The 22,898-nt window shown below is 47.0% G+C and carries 18 protein-coding genes; 8 read left to right on the top strand and 10 right to left on the bottom strand.

Annotated elements, in window-relative coordinates:
- Positions 1 to 367: 367 nt before the first annotated feature.
- From QN395_RS04625 to QN395_RS04640, 4 genes are all read right to left on the bottom strand, one after another.
- The gene (locus QN395_RS04625; RefSeq protein ID WP_322117883.1) at positions 368 to 1,348 is read right to left on the bottom strand and encodes a quinone oxidoreductase; all 981 of its coding nucleotides are present in this window, start codon (positions 1,346 to 1,348) and stop codon (positions 368 to 370) included.
- Positions 1,349 to 1,460: 112 nt separating this feature from the next.
- Positions 1,461 to 2,378, bottom strand: coding sequence for a DMT family transporter (locus QN395_RS04630; protein ID WP_322117882.1), 918 nt, complete (start codon positions 2,376 to 2,378; stop codon positions 1,461 to 1,463).
- Positions 2,379 to 2,663: 285 nt separating this feature from the next.
- Positions 2,664 to 4,832 carry a TonB-dependent receptor gene (locus QN395_RS04635; protein ID WP_322117881.1) on the bottom strand — a complete coding sequence of 723 codons (2,169 nt, stop codon included), beginning with the start codon at positions 4,830 to 4,832 and terminating at the stop codon, positions 2,664 to 2,666.
- Between the two features lie 149 nt (positions 4,833 to 4,981).
- Positions 4,982 to 5,380 (bottom strand): hypothetical protein, encoded by a 399-nt coding sequence (locus tag QN395_RS04640; protein WP_322117880.1) that lies wholly within the window; start codon positions 5,378 to 5,380, stop codon positions 4,982 to 4,984.
- Between the two features lie 819 nt (positions 5,381 to 6,199).
- On the opposite strand from QN395_RS04640, the gene QN395_RS04645 reads away from it, so the two are divergent.
- Together QN395_RS04645 and QN395_RS04650 are read left to right on the top strand one after the other, a co-directional pair.
- Positions 6,200 to 6,538: a hypothetical protein gene (locus tag QN395_RS04645; RefSeq protein ID WP_322117879.1), complete on the top strand. Its 339-nt coding sequence runs from the start codon at positions 6,200 to 6,202 to the stop codon at positions 6,536 to 6,538.
- 303 nt (positions 6,539 to 6,841) lie between these two features.
- Positions 6,842 to 8,812 carry a protease pro-enzyme activation domain-containing protein gene (locus QN395_RS04650; RefSeq protein ID WP_323492562.1) on the top strand — a complete coding sequence of 657 codons (1,971 nt, stop codon included), beginning with the start codon at positions 6,842 to 6,844 and terminating at the stop codon, positions 8,810 to 8,812.
- A 422-nt stretch (positions 8,813 to 9,234) separates the two neighbouring features.
- Here QN395_RS04650 and QN395_RS04655 read toward each other — a convergent pair whose 3' ends face one another.
- A complete protein-coding gene (locus QN395_RS04655) occupies positions 9,235 to 10,689 on the bottom strand; it encodes an FAD-binding oxidoreductase (RefSeq protein ID WP_323492563.1) in 1,455 nt (484 codons plus the stop codon).
- A complete protein-coding gene (locus tag QN395_RS04660; RefSeq protein WP_322117876.1) occupies positions 10,682 to 11,701 on the bottom strand; it encodes a DUF1338 domain-containing protein in 1,020 nt (339 codons plus the stop codon). The genes QN395_RS04655 and QN395_RS04660 overlap by 8 nt, the downstream gene beginning before the upstream one ends.
- Before the next feature lie 107 nt (positions 11,702 to 11,808).
- Between QN395_RS04660 and QN395_RS04665 the strand changes: the two genes are divergently transcribed.
- The 4 genes from QN395_RS04665 (at position 11,809) to QN395_RS04680 (ending at position 14,370) form a co-directional block, all read left to right on the top strand.
- Positions 11,809 to 12,738, top strand: a complete 930-nt coding sequence (locus QN395_RS04665) for a LysR substrate-binding domain-containing protein (RefSeq protein WP_323492564.1) — start codon at positions 11,809 to 11,811, stop codon at positions 12,736 to 12,738.
- A gap of 285 nt (positions 12,739 to 13,023) precedes the next feature.
- Positions 13,024 to 13,395, top strand: coding sequence for a glyoxalase superfamily protein (locus QN395_RS04670; protein ID WP_323492565.1), 372 nt, complete (start codon positions 13,024 to 13,026; stop codon positions 13,393 to 13,395).
- Positions 13,396 to 13,464: 69 nt separating this feature from the next.
- Complete coding sequence (locus QN395_RS04675; RefSeq protein WP_322117873.1) at positions 13,465 to 13,746, top strand: DUF6968 family protein; 282 nt, start codon at positions 13,465 to 13,467, stop codon at positions 13,744 to 13,746.
- Between the two features lie 429 nt (positions 13,747 to 14,175).
- A complete protein-coding gene (locus QN395_RS04680; RefSeq protein ID WP_322117872.1) occupies positions 14,176 to 14,370 on the top strand; it encodes a hypothetical protein in 195 nt (64 codons plus the stop codon).
- A 48-nt stretch (positions 14,371 to 14,418) separates the two neighbouring features.
- Here the strand turns inward: QN395_RS04680 and QN395_RS04685 are convergent, their stop codons facing one another.
- The 4 genes from QN395_RS04685 to QN395_RS04700 form a co-directional block, all read right to left on the bottom strand.
- Positions 14,419 to 15,282 (bottom strand): HDOD domain-containing protein, encoded by an 864-nt coding sequence (locus tag QN395_RS04685; protein WP_322117871.1) that lies wholly within the window; start codon positions 15,280 to 15,282, stop codon positions 14,419 to 14,421.
- 119 nt (positions 15,283 to 15,401) lie between these two features.
- A complete protein-coding gene (locus QN395_RS04690; protein ID WP_322121517.1) occupies positions 15,402 to 15,839 on the bottom strand; it encodes a CreA family protein in 438 nt (145 codons plus the stop codon).
- A 204-nt stretch (positions 15,840 to 16,043) separates the two neighbouring features.
- The gene (locus QN395_RS04695) at positions 16,044 to 17,522 is read right to left on the bottom strand and encodes an APC family permease (RefSeq protein ID WP_322117870.1); all 1,479 of its coding nucleotides are present in this window, start codon (positions 17,520 to 17,522) and stop codon (positions 16,044 to 16,046) included.
- A 382-nt stretch (positions 17,523 to 17,904) separates the two neighbouring features.
- Positions 17,905 to 19,305, bottom strand: coding sequence for a metal-dependent hydrolase family protein (locus QN395_RS04700; protein WP_322117869.1), 1,401 nt, complete (start codon positions 19,303 to 19,305; stop codon positions 17,905 to 17,907).
- A 362-nt stretch (positions 19,306 to 19,667) separates the two neighbouring features.
- Between QN395_RS04700 and QN395_RS04705 the strand changes: the two genes are divergently transcribed.
- Both QN395_RS04705 and QN395_RS04710 read left to right on the top strand, forming a co-directional pair.
- Positions 19,668 to 20,066 carry a DUF2946 family protein gene (locus QN395_RS04705; protein WP_322117868.1) on the top strand — a complete coding sequence of 133 codons (399 nt, stop codon included), beginning with the start codon at positions 19,668 to 19,670 and terminating at the stop codon, positions 20,064 to 20,066.
- A 223-nt stretch (positions 20,067 to 20,289) separates the two neighbouring features.
- The gene (locus QN395_RS04710) at positions 20,290 to 22,683 is read left to right on the top strand and encodes a TonB-dependent receptor (protein WP_323492566.1); all 2,394 of its coding nucleotides are present in this window, start codon (positions 20,290 to 20,292) and stop codon (positions 22,681 to 22,683) included.
- The last annotated feature ends 215 nt before the right edge of the window (positions 22,684 to 22,898 follow it).

Here is a 22,898-nt window from a genome sequence, read left to right on the forward strand (position 1 = left end):
AAACGACGCAAATAAAAAACAACCAAAAAAACAGATAAAAAGTTAAGCCTGCGGATGATCTATTTTGAAAATACCAAATAAATTTGCATGCACAAAAATTTGATGAGGATTACCACATGCACTGCTGTTAATTGTGCTGTTGCTTTATTGTCGTTTCTAACTGTATGCTTGGATTCAAATCTACAAAAAACCCCGCACACCGCAGAGGAAGAGAAGATGAACAAACGCAGAGAAATCTGGGAAACAGCAAATCAATGCTTTTCTCTGCTCTTGTTGCGACTCCGCGCCTCCACGACCCTGCAATGAGGGGTTTTAGTTTTTCCGTAAGTCCCGAGTGTCTGACAGCGCCGATCTTAGGGAATCAATACTAAGGAATCAAAATGGTAGAACCCGTTGTTTTTCGGGCTTCCAGATCGTGATGTGCTTGGGCTACTTCACTTAAAGCATAGCGCTGATGCACGTCGATTTTGATTTTGCCGCCCTCCACCATGGCAAATAAATGCGCTGCCATCTGTTCCAGATCCTCGCGCTTAGCGGCATAACTCATCAGGCTAGGACGGGTGATAAACAAAGATCCGCGCGATGCGAGTTCGTTCAAACCAAATTCTGGTACGGGACCGGAAGCGCTGCCAAAGCTAACCATCATGCCCAATGGCGACAAACAATTGAGCGAACCGATGAAGGTATCTTTACCGATGGAGTCATACACGACTGGCACGCCTTTGCCGCCGGTAATTTCTTTCACCCGTTCAACAAAATTCTCTTTGTTGTAATTGATCACATGAGTACAACCGTGCGCTTTGGCGAGCTCGGCTTTTTCGTCCGAACCGACGGTACCTATCATCGTCACGCCAATCGCCCGCGCCCACTGACAAGCAATCAAACCGACGCCACCTGCTGCGGCATGGAACAAAATAGTTTCTCCACCTTTGAGCGGAAAGGTGCGGTTAAACAAATATTCCACAGTCAAGCCTTGCAACATCATTGCTGCGGCGGTTTCAAACGAGATATTGTCTGGCAGACGCACCAGATTATCGGCTGGCATAATCCTAGCCTCGGCATACGCACCGTTGGGGCGACCGGCATAAGCAACACGATCACCTACCTTGACATAAGTCACATCAGCACCAACAGCCTCCACTACGCCTGCGGCTTCCATCCCTAAACCCGCTGGCAAGACTTGCGGATATAGGCCGGTACGAAAGTACACATCGATATAATTCAGCCCGCAGGCGGCATGGCGGACCAGCGCTTCGCCGGGGCCTGGCTGGCCCAGTGTGACATCGACGTATTCCATCACTTCTGGACCGCCGGTTTGCTGGATTATGATGGCTTTTGTGGTTGTCATGGTCTCGCTCTCTTGGTTAATTAGCTGTAATTCAAATTTGAATTAAAGTTTTAATTTAGCTCTTAATGTGAATTGAGCTGAATTGAAATGTGAACTCAGATTAAAAAAATAATCATTTTTTCATCGACAATAAATACATGCCGCCAACGACTAAAACAGTGCCTGCAAGCTGCCAGGCGGTGATCGGTTCACTTAAAAAAAACGCCCCTAAAAATAAAGTAGAAACCGGCCCTATCATGCCTGCTTGCGAGGCGATGGGCGCGCCAATACGTTGCACCGCAATCATGGTCAGGAATACCGGCAACACAGTACACAATATTGCGTTAATTAAAGACAACCAGTATACAGGTGCGGGCTGGATCATCATGCTGACAGGGCGCAGCGCAAAAAATTGCCCGATACATGCCACACTAGATACACACATCGCATAAGAAACTAGGCGCAGGCTACCAAGGCGCATCACCAATTGACCAGACTGTATTAAGTACAGAGCATACGATGTGGCGGCACCTAAAACCAGCAACCCGCCTAGCAAAACATCTGCGCCACCAAACTGTAAATCATGCACAAATACCAGCACTATTCCAAGGTAAGAAACTGCTAAAGCGGCGCATTCTATTTTGCTGATTTTACGTTTTAAAAATGTTGCTGAAATCAGCAGCACAAATGAAGGTGTCAAAAATAAAATCAGGCGTTCCAGTGCTGCGGTGATGTATTGCAAACCCAAAAAATCTAAAAAACTGGAGAGGTAATAACCGATCAAACCCAAGACCACTAAACGCCAACGATCAGCTACTGACAAGGCGCCACCTTTATGTGCTTGCCAAATAGCAATTGCAGCAAAAATTGGCAAAGAAAATAGCATGCGAAACATAATCAGAGTGACCGCATCAACGTGATAACGGTAAATCAGTTTGGCGACAATTGCCTTGGTCGAAAATAAAATCGCCCCAGTAATGGCGATCACCAGACCAATTAAATATTGACGGCGCTCGTAAGCGGATTGAGGGTTCGAGGTGGGTGTGCTCATTTGGAATATTGTACGAGCATATTCAGTTTGAGGTTATTTTGGATGCTGATGTTTCAATTGCAGATACTTATTTGTACGTATTAACATTCATTTTTTATTGTCAAGATACCGATATAAATCTCGCTTGTAAAACATATACTCACCTTAAGTATAAATTGATCGTCCATATCTTAATTGGACAATAAGGCATTTATAATAAAATTTATGGGGAGTATATAAAAATAGCCGATCTTTTTATAGTATCGGCTATTCATTTCACATTAACAAATTTAAATAAACATTCTCTTAAAAACTGGTGGACAATCCCACATACAAAGTACGACGCGGGCCATATTGTGGAGCCCCGACGCCGACGCCAGAACCGTCACGTAGTAAGTAGGATTTATCAAACAAATTGATCAAGGCAATTCGTCCTTCTATCTTACCGGCGGGGGTATTTTTCCAGGTATGGGTGAACGCCGTATTGATCGTTGTATAGCTTGGCAAAGTACCTGAATTTGGTGCTGCACCATCTGGCGTATCACGTAAACCACTACCGTATAAGAAGTCGGCACTGAGTTGAGAATCGCCGAAATGGTAGTGAGTACCGCCCGACAACGTCATGGTCTGATCATGATCCACATAGATGTAATGATTGGCGATATAAGCAACTTCATCTACGCCAAACAAAGCCTGGCCGGAATTAATATTTTTACCTTGAGCTTTTTGAAAAGCCAGATTCAGATACGCTCCCCAATTTTTTTGGCTGTAAATTGCAGACAACTCCAAGCCTTTGGCGTAACCCTGCGCATAGTTAAATGGCGTGAGTATCAAGGCCTGGCCAAATTGGCCTTCGTCCAGCATATTGGTAATTTTTTTATAGTAAGCATCAGCGGTCAATACCAGGTCTTGATTGACGTGATGGCTAATCCCCAGATCGTAGTAATGCGTGCGCTCCGCCTTGACGTTGTCGGAGGTCGGAATTTGTGGTGCGTTGGTGGTACCGGCATACAAATTAATACTCGATTGCGCGGCCAATTCTTGCGGTGGCGGCGTGAAGTAGCGTGAATAACCTGCGTGTAAAGCGGTGGTATCACTCAATTTATACGCCAGGTTTAAACGGGGACTCCATTGCTGTTCAGAGGTGTAGGCCGACACTTTGTCAAAGCGCACGCCGTAGTTCAATGTCAGTGGTTGGGCGATATGCCATTCATCCTGCAAATACAAACTAGATAGCGTACCGGTTTTGCCACCATTGTCTTGAATCGTGATGGCGTCTGAAGAATTTTGTGCGCCGGAATCATCCGTCGTAAATAAGGACACAGCATTATTGCTGGCCGTGACTTGACGGGTATAAGCACCGCCCGCCCGCAAAGTGTGATCTTGATGCAGTTTATAACTGATATCAAATTGCACGCCGTTGGCACGGTTAGAACGCAGCGAATCTGAAGCGACGCCGTTATAAATTAAATCGCCATTCGCATCCGGCGTAAAATGCAATTCAGAATATTGATTGAAAGCGGATAGCTGAAAATTGACGTTCCCTAAACTTTTTTGCAGCGAAACCACGGCGAAGCGGTTCACCTCACGTTGGTTCTCATTCAGGTTGGATGAGGGCAAACTGCTAGTGGTACCGTCACTAAAACCTGTGAGCGCAAAACCGGGCGCCTGGTTAGGATTGTTTGGAATCTGGAAACGACCGTTATAGGTACCAAACATCAAACCCAGACGCGTGTTGTCATCTAAAAAATAAGACAAATTACCAAAGGTTTTAGATTGCCGGGTTTTGTCATGCAATGCGCTAGAACTTGGTACCGGATTCTCAATCCCCAGAGAGTTGGATAAGAAGCTACCGGACAAATAATAATTGAACGCGCCTTTGCTACCAAAAAATTCCGCGCTAGGTTCAACATAGCTATGGCTACCCATCTGGATACCAATCCGGCCACCTGGCGTTACGCCGCCTTCCTTGGTTTGGATATCAACAATACCCGCAGTACGCAAACCAAACTGTGCTGGCAATGCCCCTGTCATAAAATCAGTCTGATCGACCAAACGCGTGTCAATCGACTGCCCAAAACCAGTAATACTTTCTGGCAGCTGGACACCGTTAATCCGATATTGCACGTTAGCGTGATCATCACGTACGTGCAAACCGCCAGACGCCTTAGAGTCTTGAGCGACGCCAGGCAAACGCAGCAAAACCTCATTAAACGGTGTGTTATCGCCTTGTCCCAGCATGTCTATCATGTGGGTATCAATGCTATAAACGGTGGTACCGATCTTGGGTGACAATTCAATCCGCGCACTTTTAAGATGCGCCGCGGTCACTTCTACGCTTTGTACTGGCGTGTCAGATTTGCCTGATGCGTCCGGCGTGTCCGCCACAGAATCACCTGCAGCATGAGTGGATGAAATGGCAAACAGACCAGCCAGGGCGAGTGAAAGCTTACTCAGTTTAAGAGTACGTTGCATGTTAATAACCTCTGAATAAAATACGCGAAACCCAGCCTTGTCGAATGAAGGCAAGCTCGCTTAAAAATATAATTTTCAAACTGAAGTTCGAAAATTTAAATTAAAACCGGAGTTCAGCTCAATTTTTAAATTGAACTGTTTTTGATGAATTACGCAGAGGCGTGCGGGGGACCGCAGCTTGGTGGAAAAAGCTCAGGCGAGCAATAGTTGGCGATCTTGACCGAGACAGCGAGAACCCGGTAAGGCATAACATAAACGTGCTGAACAATCGCAGGTAACAACGGCAGACCGACTACCTTATCGATTACATCGCTGCAGATGGCGCATTCTTTGGTGTCCAGCGCGGTCTTGTGTTGATGTGTCGCAGCCGTTGTCAAAGCTAAGACCAAGGCAAAAGCACCAAACAAAATAATCAGCAAGCGCCATACATCACGCGCTGCAAATGCACGAGCGAATGTAGCTGTAGCCAACTTTGCAGGCATCTCCGACATGGCGGCAGTGCCTTGCTTAGCAAGCGGATGTTGATCGGTAGACTTACGCTGAACCATTCTTTTGTTTTTGCACTTGAGTTGCATTAAGGATGCGAGATCATAACAAGAAAAAAACATTCTGACATCATCGGATTGCATCCTTAACATTTGGCTCAGCATTTGACCCAGCATTAGCCAGCCACTCAATCATCACTAAGTCTTCACTAAGTCGTCAACAAGATTTACGCCAATTTGTCGCAGCAAGGCGCAGCGGCGAGGATGTCGCTTGGAGAATATCTGTCGAATATCTGATCATTGCACTTCCCAAGCTGACGAGATTTTCATCAAAATTTTTTATCCAGCAAAAAAGCCGTTGAATATTTTTTCTTGAAGAAAGTTTTTTGATTATGAATTTTGACGCTTGAAAACAACGGCAGAAAATACAACAGTATTAGTATAAAAATTCTAAGCTGATTTCTTTACACAAATTAAATCTCCAAAATCGATGAGAAAAAAAGCTGCATCTTTGCAGATAAATTTGGTGATTTTTAGGAATGTAAAAAAAACATAAAAATGACTTATTTTTCAATATCCATTTCAGCAGATTGTTACTGATAGTTACACATTAATCGGTGTTCCTTAACTTTCCAGAATATTTCTTCTGCTAGCATAAGTTTTCTTTCAGTCAATTATTTATCTCAGATTCAACAGATTTAAACGCTAAATTAAATTCAGATTTGAGCGTAAAACTGCGAGCCGGGAACTAAATTAATAAACTAGCAAGATCCAAAAAAAGAAGCTGATTGGCGCTGCGAAAAACTGGCGATGCATCAGTATAAAGTTGCTTAAAATTGGTTGTAATTGTTTGTGTCACCCATTCATTGGAGTGCATTAAAGATGATCCAGCATTATCAACAGATTGCTGAAAGAGTTAATTGGAATGCAGATTGTATAGACAAAAAAAGTCTCTTTAATGATGGCGACCTGATCGCCATGCGCCACCCAACGTCTCCCGGTTCTATTGATCTGAGATTATCGATAACAGAAGAAAAAATGTCCCTCTTTACGGTAATTGCTTCTGAGCTTGATACACCTCAGCTGCATCACTTCAATCCTCTCGTTCCAGCATCAGTTACAACATTAGCTCCAACATCAAACAACAGCGTCAACAGTCAAATTAGCCAGTATGACTTTGAGACTAAGCGTTTCAAACCTAATTATTTTTGCCTCAGTTAACAATTCCGAGCTGTAAAAATATTATTTCAAAAGTCTGATTTTAAAAATCTAGCTTCAAAGCCTCGTTTTTAGATTTACGCATCACTGCTTTACCAAGAATATTTCAAGGTCGACCAACTTACTATCCAACGTAAGTCGGCCCTGTAATAGGCATTTTTTCTAGACCGCCTCTTAAAAACGGGAAATTGAATTTGCCAAGCCTGTAGAAAACAAGATTTTCTCTCAGGTTGCTGTGACTGAACCGATCGCTTCAAAATCCTTTGGACTGGTCACTTTCTTCGTATTACCATTTGGAGATAAGTAATGAAACTCAGTTGTAAATTTAAAATGCTGCCAGTGGCAGCAATGGTTTTAGCCACAATTGGTGGCGCAGCACATGCAGCAGAACTACGTGCATCTACCGCGACTAAAGCACCTCGTTTACTTAGCGCAGCGACACCCATTGCATTGATGCAAGCGGGTACACCTACCCATGTTGTGATCTCTTTAAAAGTACGCAATAAAGCAGATCTTGATGCATTGACGGCCAACCTCATCACTGGCGGCGGCGCAAAGCCCATCACTAGCGCAGAGTTCTTGAGTCACTACGCACCAACCGCAGAACAAGTAAAATCCGTAGTCGATCATTTGACAAAAAGCGGTTTCGTCAACATCGTCGTTGCTGACAATCGTATGCTGGTGAGTGCTGACGGTACTGCATCCTCCATCAAAACTGCCTTCAACACCGACCTGCAAACATACAACATCAATGGCCGCACTGCGCATGCCAACGTAAGTGATGTCTCTGTACCCCAATCGCTGGGTGATATCGTATTGGCAGTCCATGGTCTGCAAACTGTTCATCTGCATCACACAATGGCAATACGTCCTGATGCAAAAACACTGACGACAGCTGGTCACAATCCAACTGATTTTCCTCTGATCTATAATGCATCGAGCTTGCCAAGTGCGACCAATGCCACTATCGGTATTATTACCCAAGGTAGCATGACGCAAACGATCAAAGATCTGAACACATTCACCACCAACGCTGGTTATCCAAAAACCAATGTCACTACTGTTACTGTCGGCTCTGCCAGCACAGATACGTCTGGTGTAGATGAATGGAATATGGATACACAAGATGCACTGGCAGCAGCAGGTGGTACGATCAAACAGATGATTTTGTATACAGCCAATACCTTGAGCGATGCTGACCTGACAAATACCTATAACAAAGCTGTCAGTGATAACTTGGCCAAAACCATCAACGTGTCTTTAGGCGAATGCGAAACTGATGCGCAAAGCTCCGGCATCATCGCAAGTAATGATCAGATCTTCCAGACTGCGGTAGCACAAGGGCAGACTTTCTCGGTCTCTTCCGGCGATTCAGGCGCATATGAATGCGGCGGCACCAGCACTGCTCAAAGCTATCCATCAGTATCCCCTTATGTCATCTCTGTTGGCGGCACTTTGCTGAACACGTCAGGTACCACATGGACATCTGAAACAGTATGGGCTTGCACCAGCTCTGCTAATTGCCAGCAAAGTTCCAGTGGTGGCGCAGGCGGCGGACCAAGCCTGACAGAAGCAGCACCAAGCTGGCAAACTGCCGCCGGCGTATTAGGCAGCTCAACCAAACGTGGCGCACCTGACGTCGCATTTGATGCATCACCTAATAGCGGCGCATTGGTAATCGTCAACGGTACTAGCTCGCAAATCGGTGGTACTAGTCTGGCAGCACCGTTGTTCACTGGTTTCTGGGCTCGCGTTCAGTCCATGAACAACAATACACTGGCCTTCCCAGCTTCTGCCATTTATCAAAAAGCAGCGGCTAATCCAACAATGTTCCATGACGTAACTTCTGGCAGCAACGGTGGTTATACTGCAAAAACTGGTTGGGATTATGCGAGTGGCTACGGCAGTTTGAACGTTGCTAATTTTGCGACTGTCATGGGATCAGGCGGCGGTACAACACCTCCACCATCCAATGTATTGAGCAATGGCGTAGCAAAAACTGGCCTCGCTCTGACGACTGGCAACTCCACGGTATACACTTTTGTGGTTCCATCAGGTCGCACTACATTGACCTTTAAAATATCGGGCGGAACTGGCGATGCAGATATCTACGTCAAACTAGGTTCTGCACCGACAACATCATCTTATTTGAAAAAATCTGATGGTTCTACCACGACTGAAACGATCACTATTAGCTCACCAGCCGCAGGTACTTACTACCTGTTGCTCAACTCTTACGCTAGCTTCAGCGGCGTGAGCTTGGTGGCTTCTGACTAATAGGTATTGTTAGCGATTAGTCGCTAGTGAGTTTGGCTGGCTGCCACAAGTTTGCGGTCAGTCAAATAAGCTATAAAGAATTTCGCCCTCATTCTGACGAGAATGAGGGCGAAATCGTTTCAGCGCTGATGTTGATCTGGTGCGACTAAGCATTGGTAAAAGACACTGCTTGATTAGCTTAACAAGGTAGCGTGGAGGCAATTGGATTCCACAACAATCAACATACTCCCGTTTATTTTTATAAAAACTGGCTTATTGACCATTAAATATATGGACTACTAAAATATACCTACTATGAGTATATATTTAACGACGAATCGATTTAGACATTCTCAATGAGGTTTCGCCCACTTATTTTCCCTGCCTCGTCATTCAGCGGTCGCTCAAAAGTCACTCTCAAACGTAGCAATGAGCGCATTGCTTTATTCAGCCAGCTCACCGAACCAGGTCAGGCCAAATAAGCGATCAGGGTCGAGCAGTGTTTGCATTTTTCCCGCCAGTTGCTGCGCTGCTTGCGACGTAAACCGATGGTAGTAGGTTTGATTATAGGGGCCGACTCCGTGTTCGGCACTAAAGCTGCCTTGATACTCATTCACCACCATATCGTAGATCGCATCACGCACTGCGCTGACCGTTGCCGCATCGTAAGCGATCGTCGCCACATGCGGCCACACCAGATTGAAGTGGCAACCGCCATCCGCCCAATGACCAAAATCCATGATCTGTAAAAATGGATAATCGGTTTCGATCAAGCCAATCGCCTGCTGCCGAAAATCAACCAAAGATGAACGCGGCATAGAAATGTCAAACGCAATGATCTTACCTTCGCTACGCAAAGACTCACTGATTGCATGCCGGATACGCCATAAATCTTTACCGCGACCAATCACTGCATTGGTGATGATGTCGTCATCGCTTCCAGTCAACAAGGCAGCCAGCGAATTGCTTAATAAATCCTCCAGACACAAGCCTGAATGCTGCTGAGTGATGCTGGTATCCAGCTCAATCAGGACGCAATAATCGGGGATATCAGCCAGACCGCCAAAGGGATTGCTGATCGCGGGGACATGTCGCAATACCGACGCCAATGCTTGTCCAGAAATCCCCTCAAAGGCACTCAAAAATTCGCCGCAATCACGCTCCAGCCTTTGCAACAATTCTAAAACCGCCGCCTGATCACGCGGCACAACTAATGCAGTAGCGCTTTGTTTTGGCAGGCGATGCACTTGTAAAACGGCTTTGCTGATAATCCCGTAGGCGCCGCTGGTGCCGATAAACAATTGCTTTAGATCGGGGCCGGTATTATTTTTGCGAAGCGCCGATTGCAGATCCAGCACCCTGCCTGCCGGATTCAGCAATACGACTTCCAGCCCCAACAAATTTTGCCGCACGTCGCCATATTTAATCAATCGTGCACCCCCAGTATTGGCGGCGATCATACCGCCGATGGTCGGGTTGGCACCGAGGTCAATCGGGAAGCATAAATCGTGTTCTTTCAGCGCCTCATTCAGATCGTGCAAGGTCACACCAGAATCGACGGTGACTGAGCGGTTGACCGTATCAATCTCTATGCAACGACTAAGACGTTCCGTGCTTAACACCAAATACTGTCCGCTCTGATCTGGTGTGCTGGCTGCGACCAAGCCCGTATTGGCACCCTGCACCACCAGCTTCAAGTGATGCGCTGCACACAGACTGACCAGTTGCGACAATTGCGCGGTGCTATTGGGACGCGCGACCGCCATTGCCTGCCCGACGCCATAACGCGCTCCGGTTACGTAACGAGCGCAGTCCTCTGGCGTGGTCAGCAAGCCGGCATTACCCAATAAATCTTGCAGTGACTCCAGCACAGCTAAGCGGTTGACAGGCTCAAGCATTGGCAGTCATCTTAAAAATACCTTGCGCATTGCCTGTGTCAAACTGCAGATCGAGTTTTGACAATCCGGTGACGGGATCAAGCATCGTGTCGCGTGAGATAAATTCATAAAATGATCCCGGCACTTCGCGCATCACCAGCGCCGCCTCTGCATCATAAAATTCCCGCACAACATTGTCGGCCTTAAACGCGGTCTGCCTTACGCGGCCAGAGCCAGAGACTTCGACCTGCGCTTTGATGGGGCGCCCCAAGGCTTTTTGCTCCTCCGCAGTCTGGAACACATCCGCTACGCGGTCCGTTGCGTGGTTAAACACATTTCCCTCAGTGGCGATCCATGCCATTTCGGCGGATTCTTTGATTAGCAACTCATAGTCGCTTAATTGCGGAGTGCCATGTTGACGATCAAAACAGGCAACCAGCACGGGCAATAATTCCAGCGACTGCTGCACGCTCAGACTGCCGTCGCGCTCCAGTTCATTGAGCAGACTAAACGCCGCTGGCGTCAAAGGATCTTTGGAGTCGCCCAAAACCCGGCTCACCGCTTGCTGAAAAGCCGGACTAAAACGTTCTGGATGTAGTTCGCTGACAAAAAACTGCGAGATATTTTCAGGATCATCGATCTGTGCATAAGAACGCCCGGTCATGTTTAAACGATCCAGCGGATATTTGCCATTCAGGCGATACCCTAGTGGCTTGAGAATCCGCGTCACAGCGGCTTCGCCCGGTGGCAAAGCACCGATGCCAAACCAGCGTACCGTGCGCAAAGCACCATGATCCAGCATGACTTTGCCGCCACGGGCAACGAGCTCATCGGTGTAAGTCTTCCCGCTGGGAACCCGCTGCAAAATTCCGTAAAACAGCAACATATTCAAGGCCTGCGCGATCTCGGCACGTGTTACCTGCCCCGGTTGTACGTGGTCAAATTTAGGAGATACATGCAATAAATTCACTAAGTTGCTTGTTTGCTGCTCGCCTATACTGGCAACAAGCAGGGTTTGAATATGTGGATTCATAGTAGATAGTTTAATTGTTAGCTAGTGCAGCATTCTCACTTAACTGGACAATCGGGACAAACGATATAAAATCACAAGTTAGTGAATAAAAAGAATAATCTATATCAATGAGAAAAAAAATCCCTAGCTTAAATGCGCTCATGATCTTTGAGGCTGCAGCACGCCTGCAAAGTTTTACCCGTACCGCGGATGAACTGGCGCTGACCCAAGGCGCGGTCTGCAAACAAATTGCGGGGTTAGAGAGCTGGTTGGGTATACCGCTATTTGCCCGCATCAAACAACGCGTCGTATTAACGCCTGCCGGGCAAGAGTATGCCGGACGTATACGTCTGCATCTGGGCCGAATAGAGCGCGACACCCTGGAGTTAATGGCGAGCCAGGAGGGTTCCGGCGTGCTGGAATTGGCAGTCGTACCGACTTTTGCGACCCAATGGCTGATCCCGCGTCTGGCACAATTCCACGCACTGCGCCCCGACATTACGATTAATCTCAGTACCAGAACCGATGCGTTTATTTTTTCTGAATCGCATTTCCATGCGGCGATTCATTCAGGACAAGCGCCTTGGCCCGGCACCATTGGGGATTTTTTAATCGGTGAAGATGACACGACACCAGTTTGCAGCCCTGCCTTATTGGCAAAATATCAAACTACGGATGCGACCAAAGCCAACGAGAACATCATAGGCATCACAGATATCAGCAAAATGCCTTTGCTGCACCTGACCAGCCGTTTAGACGATTGGCGACGCTGGTTTGATTTACATGATTGCCGCAATGATGTATCCGCTGTCAAAGGTGCTCGCTATGAATTGTTCACCATGCTGATCAGTGCCGCCGCCGCCGGTTTAGGTGTGGCGCTGATTCCGCGTTTTATGGTGCAGGCAGAATTGGATGCTGGCACGCTAAGCATTCCACTGCAATTAAGCCTACCCCGCTCGGCCGCCTATTATCTGGTGTATCCGGAACAAAACGCGAGTCTGGGACCTTTGCTGGCGTTTAAGAACTGGTTGTTAGATAGTGCCAAACAGGCGGGTTAAACCTAGAAATTTTTATATACTCCCCATTATTTTTATAAAATACCGCTTATCCTCCAAATATTACCTGGACAACTTAAATATACTAATAGGCAGTATATTTAAGTTGAGAATATTAGGACTGACGCAAAACTGTCCCAGCAAGGCGTAGCGACGATGACAGTACTTTAGTACGGCTAGGAGCTACAACGTGGCTGGGGCATTTTTACGTCAGTCCTAAATATAAATTATTATCTTGATTACCATTCACTCAACACACTGTCGCAACTGGCATAGGAATAAGGAGCAATGATGGACTTCCAGAGCATTCCCGTCTTACGCATCTTTGATGAAGAAAAAGCGAAACAGTTTTATGTTGAGTTTCTCGGCATGAGTATCGATTGGGAACATCGGTTTAAGGACGATTTTCCTATCTATATGCAAGTATCGAAAGACAATCTAGTTTTTCACCTGAGCGAACATTCCGGTGACTGCACACCGGGAAGCAAGGTATTTGTAAACACATCAGACATCGATGCGTTGTACCAAGAGTTATCTCAGAAGACCTACAAATACAATAAACCTGGCATTGAAATCGCCGTATGGGGCGACAGAATCTTGAGCCTGACAGACCCTTTTTCCAACAAGATTCTGTTCAATGAAGTAAAAACCACAAGCTAAACAGAAATCCATTTCAAAGAAAGAGGCTCGGTCATGAACGATTTTTTGATAGAACGACGCTGATATGCCGTGTCACCAGACGGTGTCGGCGCAGACCTGAACTTAAGTATTGCTGCCCCGATCAAGGATCATATTGACTGGGGTTGCGCCGTATCGCTGGGGATACTCGACTCGCACCCATCAAGGATTTATGGGTGCGATAGCTGGCATGCTGTACAAATGGCAATGTCATTCATTGCACTGAGAGTTAGGCATTTTTCTGAAACTGGCTGGTTATTTTATTGGGACAAAGACGGCAATCCGGCAACGCTACACGATCTGATTACTTCAGGATTAAGTAAATCCACCTGATCAAACTGAACAACAACCATAACGCTATGTGCTCAAATGTGGAGTTTTTTAAATCTCCCCTACACCATTGATCCTCCAATTCAGATCGATCAAGCCTGCCAAATTACAGTTCGTCAGACCGTCCTAGCGGGATTGAGCGACACTGACTATATTGGAGTTAGCTTCTAAAAAAACTAAGACTGTGATGCGTATTTGGATCAATACTTAAGCGCATATTCTGCTTGATCCAGCATGCTAGTCTGGCAAGCTAGCCGCACCAGGGATACGGATTTTTATAAGCTAACAAAAACCAACCCAAGAATTTGAAAGGATATTGTATGGACCTCAAAGCAGACATGGATGGCGTTGTTATCCTGAGCATCGCCATCCTGATTATCAGCAGTGTGATACACCAACTTTTTGTCTGAAACCTCAAGTCTAGGAAACTCAATGCTGACGTTTATTTTGTGGATTGTGCTGTTAGTAATGTGCTGGCCGCTGGCCTTGTTCGCACTGGTGCTTTATCCGCTGGTATGGCTGATCTGCTTGCCATTCAGACTGATGGGGATTGCCGTAGAAGGCGTGTTTGAATTATTGCGTGCAATCGTTTTGTTGCCAGCACGTTTACTGCGGGGGAAAGCTTGAAGTTTGGTGATGTTCACGGTAGGAGTCGTTGCAAGAAAAATACCGTGATCACTCCATACTATTAAACATTTCATGTAATTCATCAAATTTATCGGCAGCTTCATCTGTGGATAAACCCAGAAAATGGCAAGCCTGCACTCCGCCTTTTTCCCATTCGGCGGAAACATCTTGCCCATGATATTTTTGTATGGCGTATTCCGACATCAAGGCCATTGCTACTAGTGCACGAACCATTTCTGGCGTAGCGCTATCTTCTAAAACCGCGTAGTCATGGTGCAATAAAATCGCGGTAAAAACATCTTCGGGCAAACCCCAGGTACGCGCCATCAAAGACCCGACTGCGGCGTGATTGCACTGATGCGCCTCATCTTCGATCTCGGTAAATTTTTTAGTAAATTCCTGATTAGCTTTAGTCAGCGTTGCTGCATAGTGAGGAAAACGCTCCAGCATAATTGGAATGCCGATATCGCAAAACAAGCCAAACGTATGCGCAATATCTGAGGGATAAATATGCATATTACGCGCCAGATAAATCATCGCCTGCGCCCGCTTGGTAGAAAAATCCCAAAACTTCACCAGTGATTGCCCTTGCACTACAACCGACTGACGGGCAATGATGCCCGTCATTAATGTGCCGCACTGCGCCATGCCTAATAGATCAACCGCATGATCGACAGAACTCGCCTTTAAACGTAATCCAAAAAAAGAGGAGTTGGTCAACTTCATCAAAGAACCTGCCAGGCCGACATCATTAGCGATAATTTTTGCGAGGCGACGCGGATCGGGCTCTTTAGACGACAGTTCTTGCTGAACCTCTGCTAACAAACTAGGGCGCGGCGGAATTCTGATCGTTTTAAGCAGAGCATCAACTGATTGCTCAGTGGTTCTGGCTGGGGCAGCAGAGGTTTTCATTGATTTGATTTAGGACAAATATTGCCAGCACATTTTTTCGTGTAATCCCAGATTTTAAAGCGCAATCGTTGCTTTGCTGCATTTATTTCTCGTATTTATCACTAAATCTTTCAGATAATTTACTTTAGCGGAATCGGCATAGCTTTATCTACCGGCACTGCGGTCACACTATTTTGCGGTGAACCATTAATCAGGCGATCAGAATACGTCAGATATACCAGCGCATTGCGTTTGGTATCAACGACACGGACTATTCTGAGTTTTTTAAACAAAATAGATAAGCGCTCATTAAATACTTCTTCTTGCTGCACCAAAGGTTTTTTAAAACTAATAGGGCCAACCTGGCGGCATGCGATAGAAGCTTCTGCCTTGTCCTCTGCCAAGCCGATCGCACCTTTGATACCACCCGTTTTTGCACGAGAAATGTAACAAGTTATGCCATCCACTTTAGGATCGTCATAGGCCTCAACGATAATTTTATGGTCGGGTCCAATCAAAATGAAAGCGGTATCTACGCTGCCAATGACTTCAGCGTTTGCGCTGCATACCGGCGTCATCAAAGCGAGGACAGCCAGGCTACTTGCAGCGACTACGCCATTGCAGATTTTTTTCAGTTTCAATTTCATATATCACCAATTTGAAAAATAATTAGCACGATCAATCGTTAACCGTATGTCCATCTGACACATCATAAAGCTATCATGAAAAAATCTGGTCTATGGCGCAATGGCTTTGCAATGCCATTGCGCTTATACCAATATTTATTTTTCGTCATTTTGGCGCAAACGTGAATGTCTCATTCCATATAAAAAATATACACCGATCGCTACTGCCATCCAGATAAAAAATACCTTGTAAGTCGTCGGTGGTAAATCTTTAACGATATATAAACAAGCCAAGATACTTAGTCCGGGTAAAAAATATGGCCCAAACGGAACCCGGAAACCACCACTGCCAGCACCAATACCTTTAGCACGCATCACTGGCACAGCCGTTGAGACTACGATAAATGCCACCAGCGTGCCCATACTAACCATGTCCCACAAGAAGGTCGCATCGACTAAACCGGCAACAATACTGACCACGACACAAACGATAATTGTATTGCTAGTCGGGGTCTGAGTACGTGCATGCAAGCGCTGGAAAGAGGGTGAGATCAAGCCATCTTTGCTGATCGCAAACAAAATCCGGGTCTGACCGTAGATCGTCACCAGCGTCACGCTAAATACCGAGATCACTGCACCGGCAGATAAGATCAAAGCAGGCCAGGCTTTGCCAGTTACGTTTTGCAAAATCACGGACAAACCAGCTTCTTGCCCTGCAAACATGCTGGCAGGCTGAGCGCCGACGGCCGCAACAGCAACCAATAAATAAAATACCGTCACAATTACCAATGCGGCCAAGATCGCCAGTGGCACATTGCGTTTTGGATTTTTAACTTCTTCACCTGCGGTAGCGACGGTATCCAGACCGATAAAAGAAAAAAACACGGTACCGGCAGCAGCGGTCACGCCAGCCATGCCGCCCAGACCTTTGCTGTTGTCTGGGTTGAAAAATGGTGTGAAGTGTTCTGCATTAAAACCAGAGAACGCCACTACTGCAAAAAAAGTCAAGATAACTAATTTAGTCAGTACCATCACCGCGTTGACGGTGGCAGATTCTTTGGTTCCGCGTAACAATAAAAAACCACAAACGATCACCAGAATAATTGGCGGTAAATTAATTTGCCCGGGGTGGAATTCAACCCCATTTGCCCCTGCCACTATCATGGATGAGCGCAGCATTTCTGGGATTTGCCATCCAATGGCATTCGCAAGAAAATTATTTAAATAAGCTGACCAACCCACCGCCGTAGCGCTGGCAGCCAACCCATATTCCAATAGTAAACAAGCAGCGACGATATACGCAGGAAACTCGCCGACGGTAGCGTAAGCATATGAATATGAAGAGCCTGACGCTGGGATGCGGGATGACAATTCGGCATAGCATAGTGCCGTCAGACCCGCCGTCACTGCCGCCAGAATAAAGGACAAAATCACCGAAGGCCCTGCCTTGGGCACGGCCTCCACCATGGTAAAAAAGATACCGGTCCCAATCGTGGCACCAACGCCAATCATGGTTAAAGAAAACAAGCCTAGCGAGCGATGTAAACCATTGCTGCTACCTGCCTCAACCTCACTACCGCTGGCATCAACTGGCTTGGTACGTATCAGTTGCTGCCCAAATGTTTGCTGTCCCAAAAGAATTCCTTTTTTTAAATTTTTGAATCAGGATTTAATTGTAATGCTGTATTAAATAATTATTGTCTACGTTGGCTTTGGCTTCGGCTGTAGCAGCGACTTTAGCATCTGCTGTAGCTCCTTCTCCCGCTAGCGGGAGAAGGCAGGATGAGGGGGAAGTTCAAGTTTCCAAAAGCTCGCCATACCAAAAGACTAGAATCCCGAGGTTGAAGCACTCCGGCTTATTCGTTCTTTAAGCACGCTACACCTCGTACCCCGCAAAATATACTCCACCTATGTATATTTTAACGTCCATACAATAACTGGACATTAAGGCATATTTACCAACATACTCCCCCTTTTTTATAAAATTTACCAAGGGGAAATATCGAGCAAACAATCCTTATTGCGCTACAGACGACTTCACAACTTCGCCATCTTTCATCACAAAATCAACCTTGGTCAGTACCGTCACATCATTCATAGGGTCACCTGTTACGGCGATAATGTCGGCGAATTTTCCAGCCTTAATGCTACCTACTTTATTTTTCCAGCCGAGTAAATCAGCCGCGCTAATGGTCGCTGCCTGGATTGCCTGCATCGGCGTCATGCCGTATTTGACCATGTAGAAAAATTGCTTAGCGTTGTCGCCATGCGGATAGACGCCGGCATCAGTACCGAATGCCATTTTGTCGCCGAACTCAAATGCTTTGCGGAAGTTATCGCGTTGCAGCTGACCGATCTCTTTTTCCTTGGCGAGGGACTCTGGTAAAAATCCTGCCTTCTCGCCTTCACTCAAAATGTAGTCATCATCATAAATATCCATGACCAGATAAGTACCTTTTTCTTTCGCCATGCGCATGCCTTCTGCATCAATCAAACTGGCATGCTCTACCGAATCGACACCGGCGCGGATAGCATCATTGATACCGCTGGTGCCGTGCGCATGCGCTGCGACTTTGCGACCGAGTTTGTGGGCTTCAGACACAATAGCTTGCATTTCTTCCAGCGTATATTGCTGCGCACCAGCAGCATCGCCTTTGGATAACACACCGCCGGTCGCACAAATTTTAATCAAGTCGGCGCCATACTTCGCCATCTCGCGCACCTTAGCGCGGGCCGCCCAAGGTCCGTCGGCCACACCTTTACCGATATCGTTATATTCAGCCGGCAATAAATTATTATCGCAATGACCGCCGGTAATCCCCAGCGCATAGCCAGAAACCAGCATGCGCGGGCCAGGTACATCGCCGTCATTGATCGCGTCCCGCAAGGCGACATCGCCAAAACCATCTGCACCGACATTACGCACTGTCGTAAAACCGGCCTGCAAAGTGTCGCGGGCAGCGCGAACACCATACAAAGCAGCACGGATATTAGAAGTACCAATACTGGAATAGCCATGCTGATGTGCATTCCCAGTCAGATGCGTGTGAGAGTCAATCAAGCCGGGCAATACCGTGGATTTGGACAAATCGAGAATTTGCGCACCTGCCGGGATCGCCATGGTTTTGCTAGAACCGACGGAGAGAATATGCTGGTTTTGTACCAAAATAATTTGATCCAGCAATACCTTACCGGCCTCTACATCAATCAATTTACCTGCCTTGATTGCAAGCACAGGCGCTGGTTTATTTGTAGACTGGGTCACTGGAGTAGCAACCGAGGTAGCAGCATCCGCAGCATGCGCAAGATTAGCAACCGCAATGCAATTGACCATTAACAAGCTGGCAGCCAGCGGGGACAAAATACGAGGTAAAACGCGGGACATAGCGAGTGACAAAACAGGGCGACGCTTTTGCATGTAATCCTCTGAGAGCAAGATCAATAAAAGAACCAAAAAAATAACGGAAAGGCCAATAGCAGAGCAAGACAATCAAGGTTCTGATGGCTCGCCTACAGTGTCGAACATTCTATCTGTGTTGCAAAAAGAAGTCCGTTGTATTTTGTAGAACAATTTAGATGATTTTTACTCCTATCCGGCGCGTCATGCCGCTTTTTTAGCTATTGCCAGATGCAGCTTTACGGCTATCGCGGCCGATATCATTGGACATGTCGCTGGGCATGTCGCTGGATATCACTACGCCAAACAAACCTGATCAGATATTCGCCACGACAGAAGCCAATTTGTATCCAGTTGTTACAGCGCTGTTATAATCCGCTTCCATGAACATGCCCCGCCTCTCCCGCCAACTGGTTGCCCTCGTACTTTTTTTGTACGTTACGGCATTGGGCGTGGCAATTGCATCTCCGGTGTTCAATCCGCAGGCAATGAATGTGATTTGTACCAGCACGGGTATCAAGCTGATCAGCCAGACTAGCGGCGATTTCGCTGGCAATGACTTATCCGCTGATGGAAAAACTAGCAAAACTGGCCAATCTATGTCGCATTTGCTGGATTGCTCGTTCTGCCTGGCAACCGGCATCACTAATGCGTTTCCTCAACAAGACATCGTAGAACCACCACATACTTTGTCTTATGCCCTGCGCGCTATTCCAGCGGCACGGCTGGCCTCTATGGTTTCTGCGCCTTTACCGGCGCGTGGGCCACCTGCTTTAAATTAAAACAATCTGTTTGCTCAACGTCTGATCATCTACTCATTTGATCAGATTTTGTCCTGCGCTCACCTGCGAATGCGGTGCTGCGTGCGTTTGTTTTTTTCAGAACTTGCGCAAAACCGCCCCAGCTGCGTTACAGCGACTAGCCGTACAGAGGTATTGTCGTCGTCGCTGCGCCTTGCTGGGACAATTTTGCGTAAGTCCTGTTTTTTTAAAGTTTGCTCACATCATGAATCCTTTTATCACCCTCACGCTATACAAAAATCCGCCAAAAAACTCGTCCCAAAATCCGTCGTCTCAGCGCAGCGACCGTTTTATCCGGCACACACTCAGCGTCGGCATCGCCGCCGCATTGCCTTTATTGTCTGCCAGCGTACTGGCGGCTAATGGTAATAATGACGCCGCTAGCGATATCGTCGTTGGCAGCAATGATGTGGCCGATCGTGTCTTGATTACTGCTGGTCGTCCGTCTTCATTGCCGACCGAAATCCCAACTACGATCGAAGGTATCGATGCTAAAACGCTGGCACAAACCATCAATGCGACGGATGCAGAAGACGCGCTCAAATATCTGCCCAGCTTGCTAGTGCGCAAGCGCTACATTGGTGACTACAACCATGCCGTGCTCGCAACGCGCGCATCTGGCACAGGCAATAGCGCCCGCTCGCTGGTGTATGCCGACGGCATATTACTGTCGAACTTACTAGGTAATGGCGCAAGTTATACGCCACGCTGGGGACTGGTGACGCCCGAAGAGATCGAACGTGTCGACGTCCTCTACGGTCCGTTTTCAGCAGCATATTCTGGCAACTCGGTCGGTGCGGTGGTGGACTACATCACAAGGATGCCCAGCCAATTTGAAGCCCATGCAAAAGTCATGGCCTTTAGTGAGAATTTTCAGCAATATGGTACCGATAAAAGTTATAGCGGCCATCAGCTCAGCGCCTCGTTAGGTGACAAACAAGGTGACTGGTCATGGTGGGCGAATGTCAACCGGCTCGATAGTGATGGCCACCCTATTGTCTTCGTGAATAAATTATTATCCGCAGGCGTGAGCAGCAATTTGGGTACGCCAGTGAGCGGCGCGATCTTGGATAAAAATCCGAAAAATCAAGATTGGCTCATCCTTGGTGCAACGGGTCAATACAATACGGTGCAAGACCACGCCAAATTCAAAGTCGCTTACGACATCACACCCACGCTACGTGCCAGCTATACCTTGGGCTACTGGCGCAATAATATGACCAGCACCGTAGAAAGCTATCTGCGCGATGCTGCTGGCAATCCGGTGCTTAACGGCGACATCAATGTCAACGGCAAAAAATATACCCTGGTTCCGACCGATTTTTCCAACAGCACCAATAGCCTGGAGCATGTCACCCACGGGCTCAACCTGAAGAGCAATACCAAAGGCGTATGGGACTGGGAAATCGCCGCCAGCCTTTACGATTACAGCAAAGATATCGCACGCGCACCTACCGTTGCAATCCCGCAAGCCAACAGCGGCGGCGCAGGTCGCATCACCGATATGAGCGGTACCGGCTGGAACACGCTGGCACTCAAAGGCATCTGGCGTCCAGAAGCGGCCAAAGATCATACGGTTGAATTCGGCTACCAGCGCGAAGCTTACAAACTACGCACCCTAGTTTCCAATACCAGCGATTGGATTAACGGTGCAGCCAGCACGGTATTCTCCGGCTTCCAGGGCAATACCGAATTACAAAGCATATATACGCAAGACGCGTGGCGCATCAATCCGCAATGGAAAACCATACTCGGCGGCCGCATAGAACAGTGGGCTGCCAATAATGGTGTCATCTGTACCGCCACCAGCAGCTTGCCATTTATTCCACGGAAAGAAACCGCCTTCTCGCCCAAAGCCGCCCTGGCCTACAAAGCCGATAACGACTGGACGATCAAAGCATCCGTCGGTCGGGCTATACGTATGCCGACTGTGTCCGAGTTATATCAGGGGTCGGTCAGCGTCAATACCATCGTCAATAACGATCCGAACTTAAAGCCAGAAAAATCCTGGACCTCAGAATGGAGCGTAGAGAGAAGCTTAGAAACTGGCATGGTGCGCGCTACGCTATTCCATGAGCGTACGCAGGATGCGCTGTATTCGCAAACCAATGTCAGCGTTACACCTAACATCACCAATATCCAAAACATTGATGACATCCACACTACCGGATTGGAATTGGCGTACATGGCAAATGACGTCATTACCCGCGGCTTAGACCTGACTGCCAGCCTGACATATACCGATTCAAAAATCGTAAAAAACGATAAATTCCCCACCAGCGTCGGCATGTGGCAACCACGTGTACCTAACTGGCGCGCCAACTTTGTCAGCAGCTACAAAGTCAACGACAAACTCGCCACCACCTTCGGCGCACGTTATAGCGGCAAGCAATACGGCACCTTAGACAACAGCGATCCTAATGGCAAAACGTACACAGGATTTTCTCGCTTTTTTGTGGTGGACTTGCGCGTGCAATACCAAGTCGCCAAGCAATGGACTGCATCAGTCGGCATCGACAATCTTAACAACGCCAAATACTGGGCTTTTCATCCTTACACACAGCGCACTGTGGTGGGTGAGCTGAAGTTTGATTTTTAAAATTTAATCTGATTATTAAAAGTTAAAAAGCATTGTCCAATGATTCTGCGGCATCCAGGCCATTTTTGTGCCAGAAGCCGCGGAATGATTGGACGATCAATTTTGACTTTTTCAGTTGGCCACTTTTGCAAAACAAACTTATTTCCAAGTTATGTCCGACTTATTGAGCACTCAGTTCAAGCTTATTTCAAACGCACATACAACTTATTTACAGC

The sequence above is a fragment of the Undibacterium sp. RTI2.2 genome, assembly GCF_035018705.1.
Classification (GTDB): domain Bacteria; phylum Pseudomonadota; class Gammaproteobacteria; order Burkholderiales; family Burkholderiaceae_D; genus Undibacterium.

Bases quoted from the DNA above. Each gene is read 5' to 3' on its own strand.
- QN395_RS04625 (WP_322117883.1), bottom strand. From the start codon at position 1,348: ATGACAACCACAAAAGCCATCATAATCCAGCAAACCGGCGGTCCAGAA.
- QN395_RS04630 (WP_322117882.1), bottom strand. From the start codon at position 2,378: ATGAGCACACCCACCTCGAACCCTCAATCCGCTTACGAGCGCCGTCAA.
- QN395_RS04635 (WP_322117881.1), bottom strand. From the start codon at position 4,832: ATGCAACGTACTCTTAAACTGAGTAAGCTTTCACTCGCCCTGGCTGGT.
- QN395_RS04640 (WP_322117880.1), bottom strand. From the start codon at position 5,380: ATGGTTCAGCGTAAGTCTACCGATCAACATCCGCTTGCTAAGCAAGGC.
- QN395_RS04645 (WP_322117879.1), top strand. From the start codon at position 6,200: ATGATCCAGCATTATCAACAGATTGCTGAAAGAGTTAATTGGAATGCA.
- QN395_RS04650 (WP_323492562.1), top strand. From the start codon at position 6,842: ATGAAACTCAGTTGTAAATTTAAAATGCTGCCAGTGGCAGCAATGGTT.
- QN395_RS04655 (WP_323492563.1), bottom strand. From the start codon at position 10,689: ATGCTTGAGCCTGTCAACCGCTTAGCTGTGCTGGAGTCACTGCAAGAT.
- QN395_RS04660 (WP_322117876.1), bottom strand. From the start codon at position 11,701: ATGAATCCACATATTCAAACCCTGCTTGTTGCCAGTATAGGCGAGCAG.
- QN395_RS04665 (WP_323492564.1), top strand. From the start codon at position 11,809: ATGAGAAAAAAAATCCCTAGCTTAAATGCGCTCATGATCTTTGAGGCT.
- QN395_RS04670 (WP_323492565.1), top strand. From the start codon at position 13,024: ATGATGGACTTCCAGAGCATTCCCGTCTTACGCATCTTTGATGAAGAA.
- QN395_RS04680 (WP_322117872.1), top strand. From the start codon at position 14,176: ATGCTGACGTTTATTTTGTGGATTGTGCTGTTAGTAATGTGCTGGCCG.
- QN395_RS04685 (WP_322117871.1), bottom strand. From the start codon at position 15,282: ATGAAAACCTCTGCTGCCCCAGCCAGAACCACTGAGCAATCAGTTGAT.
- QN395_RS04690 (WP_322121517.1), bottom strand. From the start codon at position 15,839: ATGACGCCGGTATGCAGCGCAAACGCTGAAGTCATTGGCAGCGTAGAT.
- QN395_RS04700 (WP_322117869.1), bottom strand. From the start codon at position 19,305: ATGCAAAAGCGTCGCCCTGTTTTGTCACTCGCTATGTCCCGCGTTTTA.
- QN395_RS04705 (WP_322117868.1), top strand. From the start codon at position 19,668: ATGAACATGCCCCGCCTCTCCCGCCAACTGGTTGCCCTCGTACTTTTT.
- QN395_RS04710 (WP_323492566.1), top strand. From the start codon at position 20,290: ATGAATCCTTTTATCACCCTCACGCTATACAAAAATCCGCCAAAAAAC.